Source organism: Thermodesulfobacterium hydrogeniphilum, from assembly GCF_000746255.1.
GTDB lineage: Bacteria > Desulfobacterota > Thermodesulfobacteria > Thermodesulfobacteriales > Thermodesulfobacteriaceae > Thermodesulfobacterium > Thermodesulfobacterium hydrogeniphilum.
The window spans coordinates 1-16,383 of record NZ_JQKW01000008.1 but is presented as its reverse complement, the minus strand read 5'-3'; the positions used below and the strand labels follow the sequence as shown (position 1 = coordinate 16,383).

Sequence of the window (16,383 nt, the reverse complement as noted above, 5' to 3'; positions counted from 1 at the left end):
TTTAAAATGCAAATTATTTAGGGATGGGAAAGTATTCATAAATAGGGATTTCTTTTTTATAGCCAAATACATATATCCAAAAATGATGAATTAATTCTACAGGGTATATATTATTAGCATAAAATTTTTTACCATTTTTAACTTTTACTGTAAGGATCCACCATCCAGGTTCTTCTAAGGACATTATAAAAAAGCCATTTTTGGTAATTTTAACAGTCTTTTTAAGATAAGGATAATTTATTTCTCCATAAGAATCCTTAGGAAGATCTTCAAGTCTTAAAAAGACAGGACTAAATCTTTCAGCTTCTACAGTTCCATTTTCTAATGGTTTATTTTTATAAAATACCTGTCCCCAGAAAATTCCATTTTTTCTAAAACCATAAGGTCTGGTATAAGGCTTTATTTCTAAATCAAAACCACAGGAATTATCCCACCCCTTTTCAATTCCAACATGAAAAGGGGTTTTTACCAGGAATTTATTTAAAATACCATCTCTGGTAAGGGTATAATCACTTTCAATACAAATATAATAATCGCCTTTTATTTTAGGAATAATCTTTATTTTATACCCTATTCTTTTAGTATTCAGAGCTTTATCAATAAATTCCTCTCTAAGAAGAGTTAATTTATTAAAGGTTCCATTAGGAGAAAGGAGAAAAACTTTTTCAGGGGGTTTTAGGTCATAAATAAGACCAAAGGCTGGTTCTCCAGCCCCTATGTAAAAAACTTTCTCTTTACCTGTCAAACCATAATTATCAGGAACAGAAATAGAAAAAACTTCATAAGCAAAACTTAAATAAGGATTTAATATAAAAAAGATGAATAAAAATATAAAAAACATTTTTTAAGTAAATCTATTTAAAATCCATGAGATAATAGCACTTTTAAGTTGTAATTCCTGTTCCGGAGTAAGACTTGAAAGCCAGTATTTAATCCATTTCTGAAGTCTATTTAAATGGATTTTGGGAATTTTTTCTCCATAAATCATTTCTAAAGCTCTAAGATACCATATAAAAATGGCTTGAAGAGGCATAAATCTATATTCTAAAGTAATAGGATATAAAGCCTCATAAAAAGCTCTGGTAGCAAACTTCTTTTCAGGTTCATTTGTAAATCTTCTAATACTAAGTTTAGAAACACTAATAGGTTGTTCTTCTTCTTCAGAAATTGCCAAACTTCTTAAATAATCCAGATTTTTTTCTAAAGCATTTAATTTTTCTCGATTTAATTTTATAATCTCATCTTGAAGAGCTAATAAAGCTAACGGATTTTCTCTTTCTCTATAATATTTAGCTAACTTTTGTTTTAAAATAGATTTACGAGAACGTCCGCCCATAAAACCCCTCTTTTTGAAATTTATACTCTTATAATAAAATCATACTTTTATAAATTTTCAAGTAAAATTTTTTAAATTCCAAAAACCAGGAAACTAAAAATACTCATAAGGCTTAAAGAAGCTGTTTCTGCTTTTAGAATATAAGGTGAAATAGTAATAGGATAAAATGTTTTTTTTAGTAAAAGCTCTTCCTCTTTTTTACTAAAGCCACCTTCTGGTCCTGATATTAAAATTATTTCCTGAGCTTTTTCCAATTTTTGCATTAAATCTTTTAAACTCGTTTTTTTTCCTGAAGAACCAAAAAATTTTAAACTATCATTAAAGTCATTCTTTAATAAAAATTCTGTAAGATTAACCACAGGAGAAATTTCAGGTAAAAAAAGTCTTCCAGATTGTTTTAAAGCATTTATAGCTTTTTTCCTCAAACGTTCTTGCAATTTTTCTGAGGGTTTTACTACGGAAAAGTCACTATAAAAAGGTATAAATTTACCAATTCCTAATTCAGTTCCTTTTTCTACTAAAAATTCTGTTTTATCACCTTTTAGAATAGGTATAAAAGCTAAAATTTTTTTCAAATGAGGTTTTTCTGTTCTTAAAACAGAGCAGATTTTTACTTTAGCCTGCCAAACTTTTCCTTTTTTAAAAATATCTGTGATTTCTCCTTCAAATTCAAATCCTTTACCGTTTATTAATTTTATTTTATCTCTTTTCTTTTTTCTCAAGACCTTTAATAAATGATGACTCTCTTCTTCAGAAAGAAATCCTTCATCTCCTTCAAAATCAAAGAAGAATCTATTTCCACCTTGAAGATCCATAGGATTATAATACAATTAAAATTAATGTCTGCCAATATAGTTATTTATAATGCCAGTGCTGGAAGCGGTAAGACCTATCAATTATCCCTTAATTATCTTAAACTTTTAAAAGATCTTTCAAATAACAATCTTAAAAATCTTTTAGCCATTACCTTTACTAATAAAGCTGCTTTTGAAATGAAAGAAAGAGTAATTCAATTTTTAAAAGAAATTATAAAGAATACAGAAAGAGGTAAAGCCTTAAAAAAGGAGCTTAACTTCAGTGAAAAAGAAGCAGAAGCACTTTTAGAAGAAATTTTCTTAAATTACGATAATTTTCAGGTAAAAACCATAGATAGTTTTCTTTTAAATCTTTATAAGGCATTGGCTTATGAATTGAATCTTATTTCTGATTTTCAAATAAAAAGATATATAGATGAATCCCTTATAGAAAAAGCTCTGGAAAGAGTCTTTGAAGAGGCTTATCAAAATAAAAATCTGTTTCTTTTTTTAGAAAGTTTTGTAGAGCATCTTTTAAAAACCCAGAAGCAATTAAAAATAGATATCAAAAATAAGCTTGTTAAATCCTTAGAAACAATTTTACATAAGATCACTTACAAAAAAGAACTTATAGAAGCTATAAATATTTATAAAGAAAGAGATCTAAAAGAAATAGCCCAATTTGTAAATCAGGAAGATTTATCTCAATACTCCAAGGACTATTATTTAACCCTTTATTCTTTGGTAAAAGATAAATTGGAAGAGATTTTTTATAAAGAAAAAACTTTATTTATAGGTCTTTGGAAGGAAAAATTATCTGAGTTTATTTCTTCTCAAGATGGATTTATTCCTTGGATTTATGTAAAACTCGGTAGTTTAGAGGGAATAATTATAGATGAATTTCAGGATACAGATAGACTACAGTGGGAGGCTATTTTGCCTATTGTGGAAGATCTGATAAGCAGAAATAAATTTTTAATATGTGCAGGAGATCCTAAGCAATCTATTTTCCAATGGAGAGGCGGTGATCCTTTTCTTTTGCAAGAAATTCTTAATAAATTTTCCAATTATTCTGTGAAGGTTGAAGTTTTAAATAAAAATTATAGAAGTTGTTCCAATCTTGTAAATTTCAACAATCTTTTCTTCTCAGTGCTTAAAAATAACAAAGAACTTAAAAAGGAAATTTTAGCTGAGATTATTTTTGGTAAAAATGATAAATTTGAAAGAAAAGAAGAGGTTTTACAAAAAGTTTTGGAAGAATTTGATAGAAATTTTAGACATATTCAGCAAGAACCAACTCAAAATCTTGATGGAGAGGTTAATTTAAGATTTATAAAATTAGATTCCATAAATTCTTCAGATTCTAAAAAGTATAATAAAATCAGATTAAATGATTTGATAAAAGATGAAATTTTAAACATATTAGAAGAACTAAAAAATAGAGAAAATTTTGAGGATGTAGCAATTTTAGTCAGAAAAAATGAAGAAATTACTGAACTTTCCTCATTTTTATTAACTCAAGGATTTAAAGTAATAGGAACCTCTTTTTTAAAATTGAAAGAATCTAAACTTGTAAATTCTTTTGTTTCTTTGCTAAAATTTTTGAACTATCCCGAAGATAACATAGCTTTAGCAGGATTTTTAAATGGAGGATTTACTCAAAAAGGTGAGGATATTTTTAAGAGCTATTGTGAAGCAAAATTAAGAGGAATTAATCTGAATTTGATAGATTTTGTTAAAACCGAATTTAAAGACTTCTGGAAAGTTTATATAGAGGATTTATTAAATAAAAGCAAAATTCTATCTTTTTATGAGCTTTGTCAGTATATTTCCAATGTTTTTAGATTAAAAGAGAAAGAAGAAGTTTCTTATTTATACAAATTTTTGAGTATAATACTTGATTTATCTTCTAAGGGTGGAGATTTAGAAGACTTTTTAGAATATTGGGAAAAGTATTCTGAAGATGAATTAGAAATTCCAAAAGATAAGGAGGCTATAAAAATTTTAACCATTCATCTTGCTAAAGGATTAGAATTTAAACATGTTATTTTACCTTTAACCTGGGAAGAAAAGGAATATACTGCTGATTTGGGTTTGATATTTTATAATGGAAAGATCTATAAAGGCAAAAAGGAAGAACTTCCAGAAGAGGCTATTATAGGATGGTATTTAGATAAGGCTAAACAAAAACTTGAGATTTTTAATCTGCTTTATGTAGCATTTACAAGAGCTATAAAAAACTTATATATAATTCTTCCAGAAGAGGAATTAAAAAATTTCAAAATGGAAGGTTTTAAGATTTTTAGAAAAGTTTATGCTTTTCTGGAGAAAGAGAAAGATTTTTCAATAAATTCTTTTAATTCTTTATAGCTATTTACATAAAAATCAGCTGATAGTTTAGGATTTTTAAAAGCTACCAGTTTTACTTTACAGTTTTTACATAAGGCTTCGTCTACTTTAGAATCTCCTATATAAAGAGCTTCTTCTGGTTCAACTTTAAAATACTCTAAAATAGTAGAAAGAGCAGAAGGATTATTTTTGGGTATTTTATCTGCGCTCATTATAAAATCAAAATATTTTTCTAATTGGAAGTGTTTTATTAAAGGGTAGGTGGAGGTAGTTCTATTGGTGCAAAGAGCAATAAAAAAATAGTTTTTAGCCCATTCTAAGAATTCTTTTAACCCTTCTTCCATAACCATATATTTAAAAAATAGAGTATAAGGAGTTTCTTTTTGAATTTTTTTAGCTAATTCTAATTTTTCAGGATGATTTCTTAGCAAGAATTCTATGCATTCATTTACAGAATGCATATGAATAAACTCTATTTCTTCTTCAGTCATGGGTTTTCTTCCGATCTTTTCTAAGATATAATTGTAAAAATAAGTATTGGCTAATTTAGAGTCAAAAAGCACACCATCACAATCAAATACCAAAAGTTTTAAATTATACCTCATATTATTTTTTTCTTTCTAAAAGATAATCTGTAATAAATAAAAGAAGGTCTTTATAGAAATTAGCGGGTAGATTATTTAATGAACTTTTAGCTAAATTAATATATTCTTTAGCTTTTAATTTAGCTTTTTGAAATCCCTGATTTTTTTCTATAATAGCTTTGGCTTCTTCAAAATCTTTTTTTGTGGTTTCAGGAGTTTTAAGAAGATATAAAAGTCTTTCTTTTTCAGAAGGTGGAGCATTTTCAAGGGCATAAATAACAGGTAAAGTTATTTTCCCTTCTTGAAAATCTTTTCCTAAATCTTTACCTGTTTCAGTGCTAAGATAATCAAGGAGATCATCCACAATTTGAAAGGCTAAACCTAAATATTTGCCGAAGTTTTTAAGAGAAAGTCTTTGTTCAGAATTTGCTCCTCCCAAAATTGCCCCGGTTTCACAGCAGGCAGAGATTAATACAGCTGTTTTTCTAAAAATGACATCTTCATAGTCTTTTTCTGTAAGCTCGGTGTTATCCAGATTTAAAAGCTGCAAAACTTCTCCTTCACTCATAAGAAGAGTGGTGTTAGTAATAACTTCCATAATTTCAGGATTTCTTAAAGAACTTGCAATTTTAAGAGACTTTGCATAAAGATAATCTCCTACCAAAATAGTAGCTTGATTACCCCAGAGATTTCTTGCTGCTTTTCTTCCTCTTCTAAATTGGGCTTCATCTACTACATCATCATGAAGCAGAGTAGCAGCGTGTAAATACTCAAAAAGAATAGAAATTTTATAAACACTTGTAAGATCAGAATTATCATTGAATAGTTTAGCAGAAAGAACAGTTAATAAAGGTCTAATTCTTTTTCCACCAGAAAAAATTATATACTCACTAACTTGGTTAATAAAGGGATGCTGAGCGTCTAAGTAAGTTTGTAAATATTTTTCAATATTTTCAAGTTCAGTTTTTAAATACTCTAAGGGTGTTATTACTTTCATTTTTTAAAATCCTCTTTTTGCATTATAAAATAAAATTTTTATTTTGAAAAGTATAAAAATTATAGAGAGATAAATCAATAAAAAATAAAAAAATTAAAAAAATTTTTACAAAAAATAGGTATAAAACTTATTTTTCCCTCATTATTTGCTTTTAATTATAAATAAAACTTTTTAATAGGTTTTGACTTTAGAGGTTAATTGTTTAATAATTTGAAAATAAATAAATAATAGGTAAAACAAATTATGTTAAAGGAGGTTCCCTATGTCTGAGTTGTATTTTAAAAGACCTATGCCTCATGGCGGGAAGTTAGTAGAAAGAGTTATCAAGGATAGGAAGGTTGCTAAGAAGTATTTGAAAGCTTGTACAAAGTATTGTAAATTTTATGACATCAAACCCACTCTTCATTACAAAAGAGGAGTTCCTGTAAGAAATGTTTACCGTGAGATTATGTCTGTATGTTATGGATTTTTTAGTCCTGTAGAAGGTTCCATGACTTCTGCAGAGTTAGAGTCTGTGCTTTCCAAGAGGAGATTATTAAGCGGCTGGGTATTCCCTTATCCTATTTTATTTGATATTTCCAAAGAAGATTTTCAGCAGCTTGGAGTTTCTGAGGGGGATAGACTTATTCTTAGACTTAAAGGAAAGCCTTTTGCCATGTTAGATATAGAAGAAATTTATGAGATTGATCCTGAAGAATTAGCTAATAGAACTTTTGGAACTCCTGAAACTAATCCTGAAGTAGTAAGAGAAAAATTTGATGATAAACATCCTGGTTGGGTTATTTATAGAAGTTATCAACCTATCATTTTGGCTGGTAAATATACTATTATTAATGAACCTGTATTTAAGCCACCATTTGATAGATTCTGGATTCCTCCAAGAAAAGCAAGGGAAATTTTTGAAGAAAGAAATTGGAGAACAGTTATTGCTCACCAGACCAGAAATGTCCCTCATGTTGGACATGAGATGCTTATGAAAGCTGCAGCTTTTACTGGTGATGTAGAGCCTTGTCATGGAATTTTAGTTAATGCTATTATTGGTGTTAAAAGAAGAGGAGATTATCCTGATGAAGCAATCTTAGAAGCTCATGAAATGGTGAATAAAGCTGGATATATTAAGCCTACTCGTCATTTGGTTAGCTTTACTCTTTGGGATATGAGATATGGTAATCCTTTAGAAAGTATTCTTCATGGAATTATTAGACAGAATATGGGTTGTACTCATCATATGTTTGGCCGTGATCACGCTGCAGTAGGAGAATATTATGATAAATTTGCTACACAGATTCTTTGGTTAAAAGGTATTCCCAGCTATGGTTTTGACAAACCTATCAATGAAGTAGAAGGAGGATTGCAGATCAGACCACAAAATATGAGAGAATTTTGGTATTGTCCACATTGTAAGGAAATGGCTTATAGTGAAAGCTGTGGTCATGACAAAGAAAAGCAGAAACTCAGTGGTAGTTTAATTAGAGGATTGGTAGCTGAAGGAGTTCAGCCCCCAGCAATTATTATGAGACCTGAGATATTTAAAGTGATTGTAAAATGGTGGAGAAAATTTAACTATCCATTTGTAAATGAAAAATACGTCCTTTATAAAGAACAAGAATTAGAAGTTGATTTACCTGATTTAGACTAACAAATTTTTAAAAATATAGGAGGTGATAACATGGAATACATTTTAGAAGTATTTTTAGACGAAAATAGATTGAACAAAATAAAAGGGAGTCCGGTTGAATCTCAAATTGAAGCTGTGTTTGGTGGAGAGTTAAAGGTTTTAAGAGTAAAGATTGGTGAGGAGTTGAAAGATGAAATTTTAAAAGCTTTTGAAACTGCTCGTATTGATTCACGTGCCTGTATTACAGATACTCCTGTAGCTTTTAAAAGAGCTCTTTTTGAGGAAATCGCTAAGCAGAAAACATTAGGAGAGGAGGTTGTAAAAGGAGTTCTTAGTAGAATTGACGAAATTAAAGAAGCTGCAGCTAAAGAAGCAGAATTTTTACCTGCTCCTGATATTGATATTAGTGATATTGATTAATTCTTAAAGGGGGTGTTTCCCCCTTTAAGAATTTAAAAATGTAAAAATGAAAGAAAAAATGAGAAAAAATTTGATAATTTCGGATAATTTAAAGATAAATAAGTTAAAATAGAAATTGACTTATTGGTTGAAAATTATATAAATATCTTAAAAATTTTTTAAATAGTAGAATAAAAATCAAAAAAGGAGGTTGGCTATGCCAAGTTATGTAAACCCTGAAAAGTGTGATGGTTGTAAGGGTGGTGACAGAACTGTATGTATGTACATTTGTCCTAATGACCTTATGATTCTTGATCCTGAAGCTATGAAGGCTTATAACCAGGAACCTGATCAGTGCTGGGAGTGTTATAGCTGTGTAAAGAGTTGTCCTCAGGGGGCTATTTCAGTTAGACATTATGCTGATTTTGCTCCTTTGAATGGAACTTGCCAGCCTATGCGTGGAACCACAGACATTATGTGGACTATCAAGTTTAGAAATGGTGTTGTTGTAAGATTTAAGTTCCCGATTAGAACTACACCTGAGGGTTCTGCTGATCCTACAGTTGGGAAACCTGATCCTGATCCATCTTTAATTAATAACAACCAGCTTTTTACTGAGGCTGCAGATGGTGTAGAACCTGCTAAACCTGAAGCAGTATTGAACAAGAAGTTTGAAGTTGCTGCTCTTGGTAAAACTGCTAAGTTTTAAATAGTGTAATTAAATGGTTGGTGTAATAATGAAAAAAATTTTAAAATTTTAAAAGGAGGTGGCAGTTATGCCTAAGATTTGGTTTTATAATTCTGGTTTGCCATGTGCAGAGCCTGAAATTGTAGAAAAAGAAACAGATATTTTAATTGTTGGTGGTGGAATGGCTGCTTGTGGAGCAGCGGTAGAAGCTGTTCGTTGGGCTAAGCCTCATGGTTTAAGAATTTTGCTTTGTGATAAAGCTGCTATGGAAAGATCTGGTGCTGTTGCTATGGGTCTTTCTGCTATTAACACTTATATTGGAGAAAATAAGCCTGATGACTATGTAAGAATGGTTCGTTGCGACTTAATGGGAATTGTTCGTGAAGATCTTGTATTTGATGTTGGTCGTCATGTTGATGATACAGTGCATTGTTTTGAAGAATGGGGTCTTCCTATCTGGAAAAAAGATCCTAATACAGGAAAAACCTTGGATGGAGCTGAGGCTAAGGCTAAAGGTTTGACTTTGAAGGGAGGTGCTCAACCTGTTCGTTCTGGACGCTGGCAGATCATGATCAATGGAGAATCTTATAAGGTAATTGTAGCTGAAGCTGCTAAGAATGCTATTGAATCCTATGAAAATGCTGAATACATTGAAAGATGTTTTATTGTGAGGCCTTTACTTGATGCTAATGAGCCCAATCGTTGTGCTGGAGCAGTAGGATTTTCTGTTAGAGAGAATAAGATTTTCATTATAAAAGCTAAAGCTACTTTACTTTCTACAGGTGGTGCTGTTAATATTTTCCGTCCAAGATCCATTGATGAAGGTAAAGGACGTGCTTGGTATCCTGTATGGAATCCTGGAACCGGTTATGCTATGTGTGCTATGACTGGTGCTAAACTTGTTCTTATGGAAAACAGATTTATCCCTGCACGTTTTAAAGATGGTTATGGTCCAGTTGGTGCTTGGTTCTTGCTCTTTAAAGCCAGAGCAAGCAATGCTTTTGGTGAAGATTATATTGCTAAACATAAAGATGAACTTAAGAAATTTGCTCCTTATAGTGAAGCTTCTGTTATTGGAACCTGTTTAAGAAACCACGCTATGCTTATTGAAATGGAAGCTGGTCGTGGTCCTATTTATATCCATACTGAATGGGCACTTCAGGAAGCAGCAAAGAATATGGATAAAAAAGAGTTCAAGCATCTTATTGCTGAAGCTTGGGAAGACTTCTTAGATATGTGTGTAACTCAGGCTGGACTTTGGGCTTGTTTAAATATTGAACCTGAAAAAGTTCCTTCTGAAATTATGCCTACTGAACCTTATCTCCTTGGATCTCATGCTGGATGTGCTGGAGCTTGGGTATGTGGCCCTGATGAAGATTGGGTACCTGAAGAATATAAAGCTCCTTGGAAAGAGATAGGTCTTTATAACAGAATGACAACAGTAAAAGGTCTTTTCTGCGCTGGTGATACTGTAGGAGCTTCTGGACATAAATTCTCTTCTGGTTCTCACGTAGAAGGAAGAATTGCTGCAAAAGCTATGGTTAAATTCTGTCTTGATAACAAAGATTATACTCCTACTCCTAAGGAAAATGCTGAAGATTTAAAGAAGGAAATTTATGCACCTTGGTATAGATTTGAACAATTCAAGAATGCTTCTACACATTATGAAATCAACCCCAATTATCTAATTCCTCGTCATATTCAGGCAAGACTTATGAAACTTATGGATGAATATGTAGCTGGAACTTCTACTTTCTATAAAACCAACAAGGTAATGCTTGAAAGAGGATTGGAACTTCTTAGAATGTTGAAAGAAGATATGCAGATGGCTGCAGCCAGAGATCTTCATGAACTTATGAGAGCTTGGGAAAATATTCATCGTGTATGGACTGCTGAAGCTCATCTCTTGCATATTCTCTTCCGTGAAGAAACCCGTTATCCTGGATACTTCTATAGAACAGACTTTCCTGAACTTAAAGATGATGAATGGAAATGTTTTACTCTTTCCCATTGTGATCCTGAGACCAAGGAGTGGACTTTAGAAACATATCCTTATGTTCAGATCATTCCTGATCCACTTGGACCGTAAATTTAAATAATAATATTTAAGAGGGGGCTAATAGCCCCCTCTTTTTTATTTTTTTCAGAATAAATCTCCTTATGGAAAAGGAGATTTATTCTGAAAAAGTGTCTTAGGGAGGGGATTATGGGACAATTACCTATATTAGTAGTAGGTGGAGGCATTAGTGGGATTACAGCAGCTGTTGAGGCTGCTGAAGTAGGGGCAGAAGTTATTTTGATAGAGAAAGAGCCGAGTTTAGGAGGTAGAGTTGCTCAGCTTCGTTATTATTTTCCTAAGTTATGTCCTCCTACATGTGGTTTGGAGATAAATTTTAGAAGAATTAAATCCAATCCTCGTATCAAAGTTTATACTATGGCTGAGGTAATGGAAATTTCTGGAGAGCCTGGAAATTATAAAGTTAAAGTCAAGATCAGACCTCGTTATGTAAATGATAATTGTACTGCTTGTGGAGAATGTGAAAAAGTTTGTGAAGGAGAAAGGGTGAGTGATTTTGATTTTGGATTAAGAAAAACCAAAGCTATTTATTTACCTTATCCTATGGCATTTCCAATGAAATATGTTCTTGACAAGGATGCATTAGCTCCCGGAGATTTGGAAAGAATAATGGCAGCTTGTAAATATAATGCTATAGATCCCGACATGAAAGAAGAAATAAAAGAATTTGAGGTTGGAGCTATTATCTGGGCAACAGGATGGAAACCTTATGATGCAACCAAACTTGATAATTTAGGTTATGGAAAGTTTACTAATGTAATTACTAATATGCAGATGGAAAGGTTAGCTTCTCCTTGGGGGCCTACAGGAGGAAAAATTTTAAGACCATCTGATAATACACCTCCTAAAAAGGTTGCTTTTGTTCAGTGTGCAGGATCTCGTGATGAGAATCATTTACCTTATTGTTCTTATATTTGCTGTTTGGCATCTTTAAAGCATAGTCTTTATTTAGCAGAACAAGATCCTGAAGCTGAAGCTTTGATTTTTTATATTGATATTAGAACACCTGGAAGATATGAAAAATTTTTGAGAAGAGCTCAAGAAGAAGCAAGAATCACTTTTATAAAAGGAAAAGTTGCTAAAATTGAAGAAGATCCAGAGACTAAGGATTTAATAGTTACAGCAGAAGATACTCTTTCTGGTAAAAAAATAAATGAAAGAGTTAATATGGTAGTATTAGCTCTTGGTATGCAACCAAGTATTGCCGGAATGGAAATACCTGGTCTGAAAGTGGATGAGAACGGATTTGTTTTCTATGAAGAAGGAATTATTGGATGTGGATGTGCTAAAATGCCTTTAGATGTTATGACTTCTAATGAGACAGCAACAGGGGCAGCTTTGAAAGCTATTCAAATTATAAAAAGGGGGTAAAAAATGCAGAAAATAGGTGTATTTATATGTACCTCATGTAATATAGGAGAGCGTTTAGATATAGCAGAATTGGAAAATGCAGCTAAGGAGCAGGGAGCTGCGGTAGTATATAGTAGAGAGGCTTTATGTTCTAAAGAGGGAAGAGCATTTATAGAACAGAAAATTAAAGAAGATGGTTTGGAAGCTGTTTCAATTTGTGCCTGTTCACAAAGAGTGAATTATGATGTTTTTAATTTTGATAATGTTGCTGTAGATAGAACAAGTTTAAGAGAGGGAGTTGTTTGGAGTAGATTTCCTTTAGGAGAAGAAGGAGAAGTTTTAGATGATTCTGCTGAATATGTAGAAGGTGTAACTTTTAAAGATGAGCTTATGGCTTTAGCTAAGGATTATGTTAGAATGGGTGTAGCTAAACTTCAGAGCTATAATTTTCCACAACCTTATAAACCTGAAGAGGAGATTTCTAAGACCATATTAGTAATTGGTGGAGGTGTAGCAGGTCTTACTGCAGCTTTAGAAGCTGCTAAAGCTGGACATGATGTGGTTTTGGTTGAAAAAGAAAAAGAACTCGGTGGTTTTGTGGCTAAAATGAAAGCTCATTGTGAAATAAAACCTCCTTATAAAAACATAGTTCCCCCTATTGTAAATGATCTAATTTCTCAAGTAGAAAGCAATGACAAAATAAAGGTATATAAAGGAGCTACAGTAGCTCAAATTTCTGGAGCTCCAGGTTTATTTAATGTGAAAATTAAACAGGGTGGTAAAGAGATAGAAGAGAAAATAGGAGCTATAGTTTTAGCTGCTGGTTTTAAGCCTTATGATGCAAGTAAGCTTTCTGATTTAGGATATGGAACAATTAAGAATGTGGTTACTAATGTTCAATTTGAACAGATGGCAAAAGAGGATAAATTAGTAAGACCTTCTGATGGGGCACCTATTAAGAGTGTTCTTTTTATTCAATGTGCAGGTCAGCGTGATGAGAATCATTTGCCTTATTGTTCTGGTTTTTGTTGTTTAGCATCTTTAAAACAGGCAAAATATATTAGGGAAGCTGATCCTGAAGCAAAGGCTTTTATAATTTATGATCATATGAGAACCATGGGAATTTTTGAGAACTTCTATAAAACTTTACAGGATGATCCAGGAATATTTTTAACTAAAGGCAAGGTGGTAAGTGTTTCTGAAGGAGAAAATGGCAAAGTAAAAGTTGTAGTAGATGAGACTTTATTAGGAGAGAGATTAGAAATTGAAGTTGATGTGGTTGTTCTTGCTACAGGAATGGTGCCTGTTACTGCAGAAGAACCTGTTCTTAATTTAGAATACAGACAGGGACCAGGTCTTCCAGAAGAGGAATTAAATCTCTTTTACGGGTATGCAGATTCTAATTTTATATGTTTTCCTTATGAAACAAGAAGAACAGGAATCTATGCAGCGGGAGCTATTCATCAGCCTATGACTATACAGCAGGCCATAGAAGATGCTCGTGGTGCTACTCTTAAGGCTATACAATGCTTGGTTGCTATTGAAGAAGGACATGCTGTACATCCAAGAACCTGGGATTATGCTTATCCAGAATTTGATTTAAAAATGTGTACTCAGTGTAAGAGATGTACAGAAGAATGTCCTTTTGGTGCTTTAAATGAAGATGAAAAGGGCTTTCCAATTCAATTTGTAACCAGATGTAGAAGATGTGGAACTTGTTTTGGTGCTTGTCCTCAGAGAATTATTAGTTTTAAAGACTACTCTATAGATATGATAACCAATATGATAAAAGCTACTGAGATGCCTGAACAAGGCTATGGATTATATAGACTGATGGCTTTTGTATGTGAAAATGATGCTTTACCAGCATTAGATATGGCTGCTTATCAAAAGAAGAGCCTTCCTGTTAGTTTTAGAATTATACCTGTAAGATGTTTAGGATCAGTTAATGTTTCTTTTGTAAAAGATGCTATGAGTAAAGGGTATGATGGTATTCTTTTATTGGGTTGTAAATTTGGAGAAAATTATCAGTGTCATTTTATAAAAGGTAGTGAATTGGCTAACAGACGTATGGAAAATGTAGCTGAGACATTACAACAACTTGCATTAGAGTCAGAAAGAGTTACATTACATACAGTAGCTATAGATGAAGTTGACGAAGCTGTTAATAAAATGAAAGAATTTAATGAAGAAATAAAAGGGTTTGAAGAAAATCCATTTAAAGGATGGTAAAGGGAGGAGAACTATGGCTATAAAGGTAGATCCTAATTTAAATGTTATTAAAGAGATACAAGAAGTAGGTGGTGACACTTTAAAGAAATGTTATCAGTGTGCTACTTGTGCTACAGTTTGTCCTTTATCTTCTGATGAAGCTCCTTTTCCCAGAAAACAGATGATTTTAGCACAATGGGGTTTTAAGGACAAATTACTAAATGATCCTGCGGTATGGTTATGTCATCAGTGTGGAGATTGTAGTAAGTATTGTCCAAGAGGAGCTAATCCTGGTGATGTTATGGCAGCTTTAAGGCTTTTAGTTATAAAAGAAGCTGTGCCTTTTAAGTTCTTGCATACTTTTTATAACAGACCCTTAGGATTGATTGTTTTGCCACTTATAGCTTTATTTTTCATTTTTCTTGGTATGATAGCTACTTTTCAAGGAATGCCCAATCTTTTTGATGCTAACTCTTTTCCTTATGGTGGACCTCACTATGATATATGGATTTTCCACTTGCCTGCCAGAGTATTAATGATAGATGTGGTATTTTTGCCTTTAGCAGCTTTTGTAGTTATTATTTTATTTTCAGCTATTAACAGAATGTGGAATGCTTATGTAGAAACTTATAAAATTCCTCAGGCTTACAGATATGGAATGTGGACTATATTAAAAACTTATTTTATTCCAGCTATTAGTGAAATTTTATCTCACAGTAGATTTGTGAAATGTAATGCTAATAATTGGAGAGCAAATCCTCATAAATTTTTGCTTTATTCTTTTATTATATTAGCTTTAACTACAGCTATAGTATTTGTAATGGCTGATATTTTAGGATTTCATACTCCTTGGAATCCTTTAACTCATCCTGTAAAATGGTTGGGTAATATTGGAGGTATTTTACTTCTTTATGGAATTATTGATATAATGGTTGGTAGGAGTCAGGCTGAGGCAGAAAAGAGTTTAAGAACAAGCTATCCTGATAGCTTTTTAATTTATTTGATTTTGTTTTTAGGTTTAACAGGTTTTGGTATAGAAATTATCCGTTCTATTCCTGGTTTGAAAAATATAACTTCTTTGGTTTATCTTGCACATTTAGTTATAGTTTTTATGTTATTTTTAGGAGTTGTTTATTCCAAATTTGCTCATTTAGCATTTAGAACTACAGCTGTAGTGTTTGATTTATACTTTAAGGATGTTGTTCAAAAGATGTCAAAATAATTTAAGGTCTCTTGACAAAAATTAAATTTAAGTTAATTTTATAAGAAAACTGGAGGGGTACCCGAGCGGCCAAAGGGGCCGGGCTGTAAACCCGGTGGCTTTTGCCTTCGGAGGTTCAAATCCTCCCCCCTCCATTTTTAAATTTTAGACAAAGAAGCGGGCGTAGCTCAAGTGGTAGAGCATCAGCCTTCCAAGCTGAGGGTTGCGGGTTCGAGTCCCGTCGCCCGCTTTTGTTTTTAAGAAGCCCACGTAGCTCAGGAGGTAGAGCACTTCCTTGGTAAGGAAGTGGTCACCGGTTCGAGTCCGGTCGTGGGCTCCATTTTGGATTTATAAAAAATTTGAAAATTAAAAAATTGCTATTAGGAGGAAGGGGAAATGGCTAAGCAGAAATTTGAGAGGAGGAAGCCGCATTTAAATGTAGGGACGATAGGGCATATTGATCATGGTAAGACCACATTAACAAGTGCAATGACAAGGGTATTATCTACGAAGGGGTGGGCAGAGTGGATACCATTTGAGAATATAGATAAGGCACCTGAGGAGAAGGCAAGAGGTATAACTATACAGCTTGCGCATGTTGAGTATGAGACGGAGAAGAGGCACTATGCGCATATAGATTGTCCAGGGCATGCGGATTATATAAAGAACATGATAACAGGTGCGGCGCAGATGGATGGAGCTATTCTTGTTGTGGCAGCGACAGATGGGCCTATGCCACAGACAAGGGAGCATGTGTTGTTAGCAAGACAGGTTAATGT

General features: G+C 32.5%; 14 protein-coding genes and 3 tRNA genes. 12 read left to right on the top strand and 5 right to left on the bottom strand.

The window, feature by feature from the left end; all coding sequences use genetic code 11:
• Positions 1–13: 13 nt before the first annotated feature.
• The 3 genes from CC87_RS03810 to CC87_RS03800 all read right to left on the bottom strand — a co-directional run bounded on the left by CC87_RS03810 (position 14) and on the right by CC87_RS03800 (position 2,151).
• The gene (locus tag CC87_RS03810; RefSeq protein WP_038056369.1) at positions 14–841 is read right to left on the bottom strand and encodes a DUF4198 domain-containing protein; all 828 of its coding nucleotides are present in this window, start codon (positions 839–841) and stop codon (positions 14–16) included.
• Positions 842–844: 3 nt separating this feature from the next.
• Positions 845–1,336 carry a hypothetical protein gene (locus CC87_RS03805; protein ID WP_038056367.1) on the bottom strand — a complete coding sequence of 164 codons (492 nt, stop codon included), beginning with the start codon at positions 1,334–1,336 and terminating at the stop codon, positions 845–847.
• A gap of 71 nt (positions 1,337–1,407) precedes the next feature.
• The gene (locus tag CC87_RS03800; RefSeq protein WP_084222188.1) at positions 1,408–2,151 is read right to left on the bottom strand and encodes an RsmE family RNA methyltransferase; all 744 of its coding nucleotides are present in this window, start codon (positions 2,149–2,151) and stop codon (positions 1,408–1,410) included.
• Positions 2,152–2,175: 24 nt separating this feature from the next.
• Here CC87_RS03800 and CC87_RS03795 point away from each other — a divergent pair, with 24 nt between their 5' ends.
• Positions 2,176–4,500 carry a UvrD-helicase domain-containing protein gene (locus tag CC87_RS03795; RefSeq protein WP_038056363.1) on the top strand — a complete coding sequence of 775 codons (2,325 nt, stop codon included), beginning with the start codon at positions 2,176–2,178 and terminating at the stop codon, positions 4,498–4,500.
• Here CC87_RS03795 and CC87_RS03790 read toward each other — a convergent pair.
• Positions 4,443–5,084 carry an HAD family hydrolase gene (locus CC87_RS03790; RefSeq protein WP_051920531.1) on the bottom strand — a complete coding sequence of 214 codons (642 nt, stop codon included), beginning with the start codon at positions 5,082–5,084 and terminating at the stop codon, positions 4,443–4,445. The two genes, CC87_RS03795 and CC87_RS03790, sit on opposite strands and share 58 nt — an antisense overlap.
• A gap of 1 nt (position 5,085) precedes the next feature.
• Positions 5,086–6,060: a polyprenyl synthetase family protein gene (locus CC87_RS03785; protein ID WP_038056362.1), complete on the bottom strand. Its 975-nt coding sequence runs from the start codon at positions 6,058–6,060 to the stop codon at positions 5,086–5,088.
• A 262-nt stretch (positions 6,061–6,322) separates the two neighbouring features.
• Here CC87_RS03785 and sat point away from each other — a divergent pair, with 262 nt between their 5' ends.
• The 11 genes from sat to CC87_RS08605 all read left to right on the top strand — a co-directional run.
• A complete protein-coding gene (gene sat, locus CC87_RS03780) occupies positions 6,323–7,699 on the top strand; it encodes a sulfate adenylyltransferase (RefSeq protein WP_038056360.1) in 1,377 nt (458 codons plus the stop codon).
• Between the two features lie 30 nt (positions 7,700–7,729).
• Entirely contained in the window at positions 7,730–8,098 is a 369-nt protein-coding gene (locus tag CC87_RS03775; RefSeq protein WP_038056358.1) for a DUF6955 family protein, read from the top strand.
• Between the two features lie 196 nt (positions 8,099–8,294).
• Positions 8,295–8,786, top strand: a complete 492-nt coding sequence (gene aprB / locus CC87_RS03770; protein WP_038056356.1) for an adenylyl-sulfate reductase subunit beta — start codon at positions 8,295–8,297, stop codon at positions 8,784–8,786.
• Positions 8,787–8,853: 67 nt separating this feature from the next.
• Positions 8,854–10,854 carry an adenylyl-sulfate reductase subunit alpha gene (aprA, locus tag CC87_RS03765; RefSeq protein WP_038056353.1) on the top strand — a complete coding sequence of 667 codons (2,001 nt, stop codon included), beginning with the start codon at positions 8,854–8,856 and terminating at the stop codon, positions 10,852–10,854.
• A gap of 117 nt (positions 10,855–10,971) precedes the next feature.
• The gene (locus CC87_RS03760) at positions 10,972–12,213 is read left to right on the top strand and encodes a CoB--CoM heterodisulfide reductase iron-sulfur subunit A family protein (RefSeq protein ID WP_038056351.1); all 1,242 of its coding nucleotides are present in this window, start codon (positions 10,972–10,974) and stop codon (positions 12,211–12,213) included.
• A gap of 3 nt (positions 12,214–12,216) precedes the next feature.
• Positions 12,217–14,424 carry an FAD-dependent oxidoreductase gene (locus CC87_RS03755; protein ID WP_038056349.1) on the top strand — a complete coding sequence of 736 codons (2,208 nt, stop codon included), beginning with the start codon at positions 12,217–12,219 and terminating at the stop codon, positions 14,422–14,424.
• 13 nt (positions 14,425–14,437) lie between these two features.
• A complete protein-coding gene (gene qmoC, locus CC87_RS03750) occupies positions 14,438–15,625 on the top strand; it encodes a quinone-interacting membrane-bound oxidoreductase complex subunit QmoC (RefSeq protein ID WP_156955573.1) in 1,188 nt (395 codons plus the stop codon).
• A 51-nt stretch (positions 15,626–15,676) separates the two neighbouring features.
• Positions 15,677–15,759: transfer RNA gene (locus CC87_RS03745), tRNA-Tyr, on the top strand.
• Between the two features lie 22 nt (positions 15,760–15,781).
• A tRNA-Gly gene (locus CC87_RS03740) sits at positions 15,782–15,854 on the top strand.
• A gap of 14 nt (positions 15,855–15,868) precedes the next feature.
• Positions 15,869–15,944, top strand: a tRNA-Thr gene (locus CC87_RS03735).
• 56 nt (positions 15,945–16,000) lie between these two features.
• The coding region (locus CC87_RS08605; protein ID WP_038054945.1) for a GTP-binding protein at positions 16,001–16,383 on the top strand (383 nt) is incomplete at its 3' end.

Bases quoted from the DNA above. Each gene is read 5' to 3' on its own strand.
- CC87_RS03810 (WP_038056369.1), bottom strand. From the start codon at position 841: ATGTTTTTTATATTTTTATTCATCTTTTTTATATTAAATCCTTATTTA.
- CC87_RS03805 (WP_038056367.1), bottom strand. From the start codon at position 1,336: ATGGGCGGACGTTCTCGTAAATCTATTTTAAAACAAAAGTTAGCTAAA.
- CC87_RS03800 (WP_084222188.1), bottom strand. From the start codon at position 2,151: ATGGATCTTCAAGGTGGAAATAGATTCTTCTTTGATTTTGAAGGAGAT.
- CC87_RS03795 (WP_038056363.1), top strand. From the start codon at position 2,176: ATGTCTGCCAATATAGTTATTTATAATGCCAGTGCTGGAAGCGGTAAG.
- CC87_RS03790 (WP_051920531.1), bottom strand. From the start codon at position 5,084: ATGAGGTATAATTTAAAACTTTTGGTATTTGATTGTGATGGTGTGCTT.
- CC87_RS03785 (WP_038056362.1), bottom strand. From the start codon at position 6,060: ATGAAAGTAATAACACCCTTAGAGTATTTAAAAACTGAACTTGAAAAT.
- sat (WP_038056360.1), top strand. From the start codon at position 6,323: ATGTCTGAGTTGTATTTTAAAAGACCTATGCCTCATGGCGGGAAGTTA.
- CC87_RS03775 (WP_038056358.1), top strand. From the start codon at position 7,730: ATGGAATACATTTTAGAAGTATTTTTAGACGAAAATAGATTGAACAAA.
- aprB (WP_038056356.1), top strand. From the start codon at position 8,295: ATGCCAAGTTATGTAAACCCTGAAAAGTGTGATGGTTGTAAGGGTGGT.
- aprA (WP_038056353.1), top strand. From the start codon at position 8,854: ATGCCTAAGATTTGGTTTTATAATTCTGGTTTGCCATGTGCAGAGCCT.
- CC87_RS03760 (WP_038056351.1), top strand. From the start codon at position 10,972: ATGGGACAATTACCTATATTAGTAGTAGGTGGAGGCATTAGTGGGATT.
- CC87_RS03755 (WP_038056349.1), top strand. From the start codon at position 12,217: ATGCAGAAAATAGGTGTATTTATATGTACCTCATGTAATATAGGAGAG.
- qmoC (WP_156955573.1), top strand. From the start codon at position 14,438: ATGGCTATAAAGGTAGATCCTAATTTAAATGTTATTAAAGAGATACAA.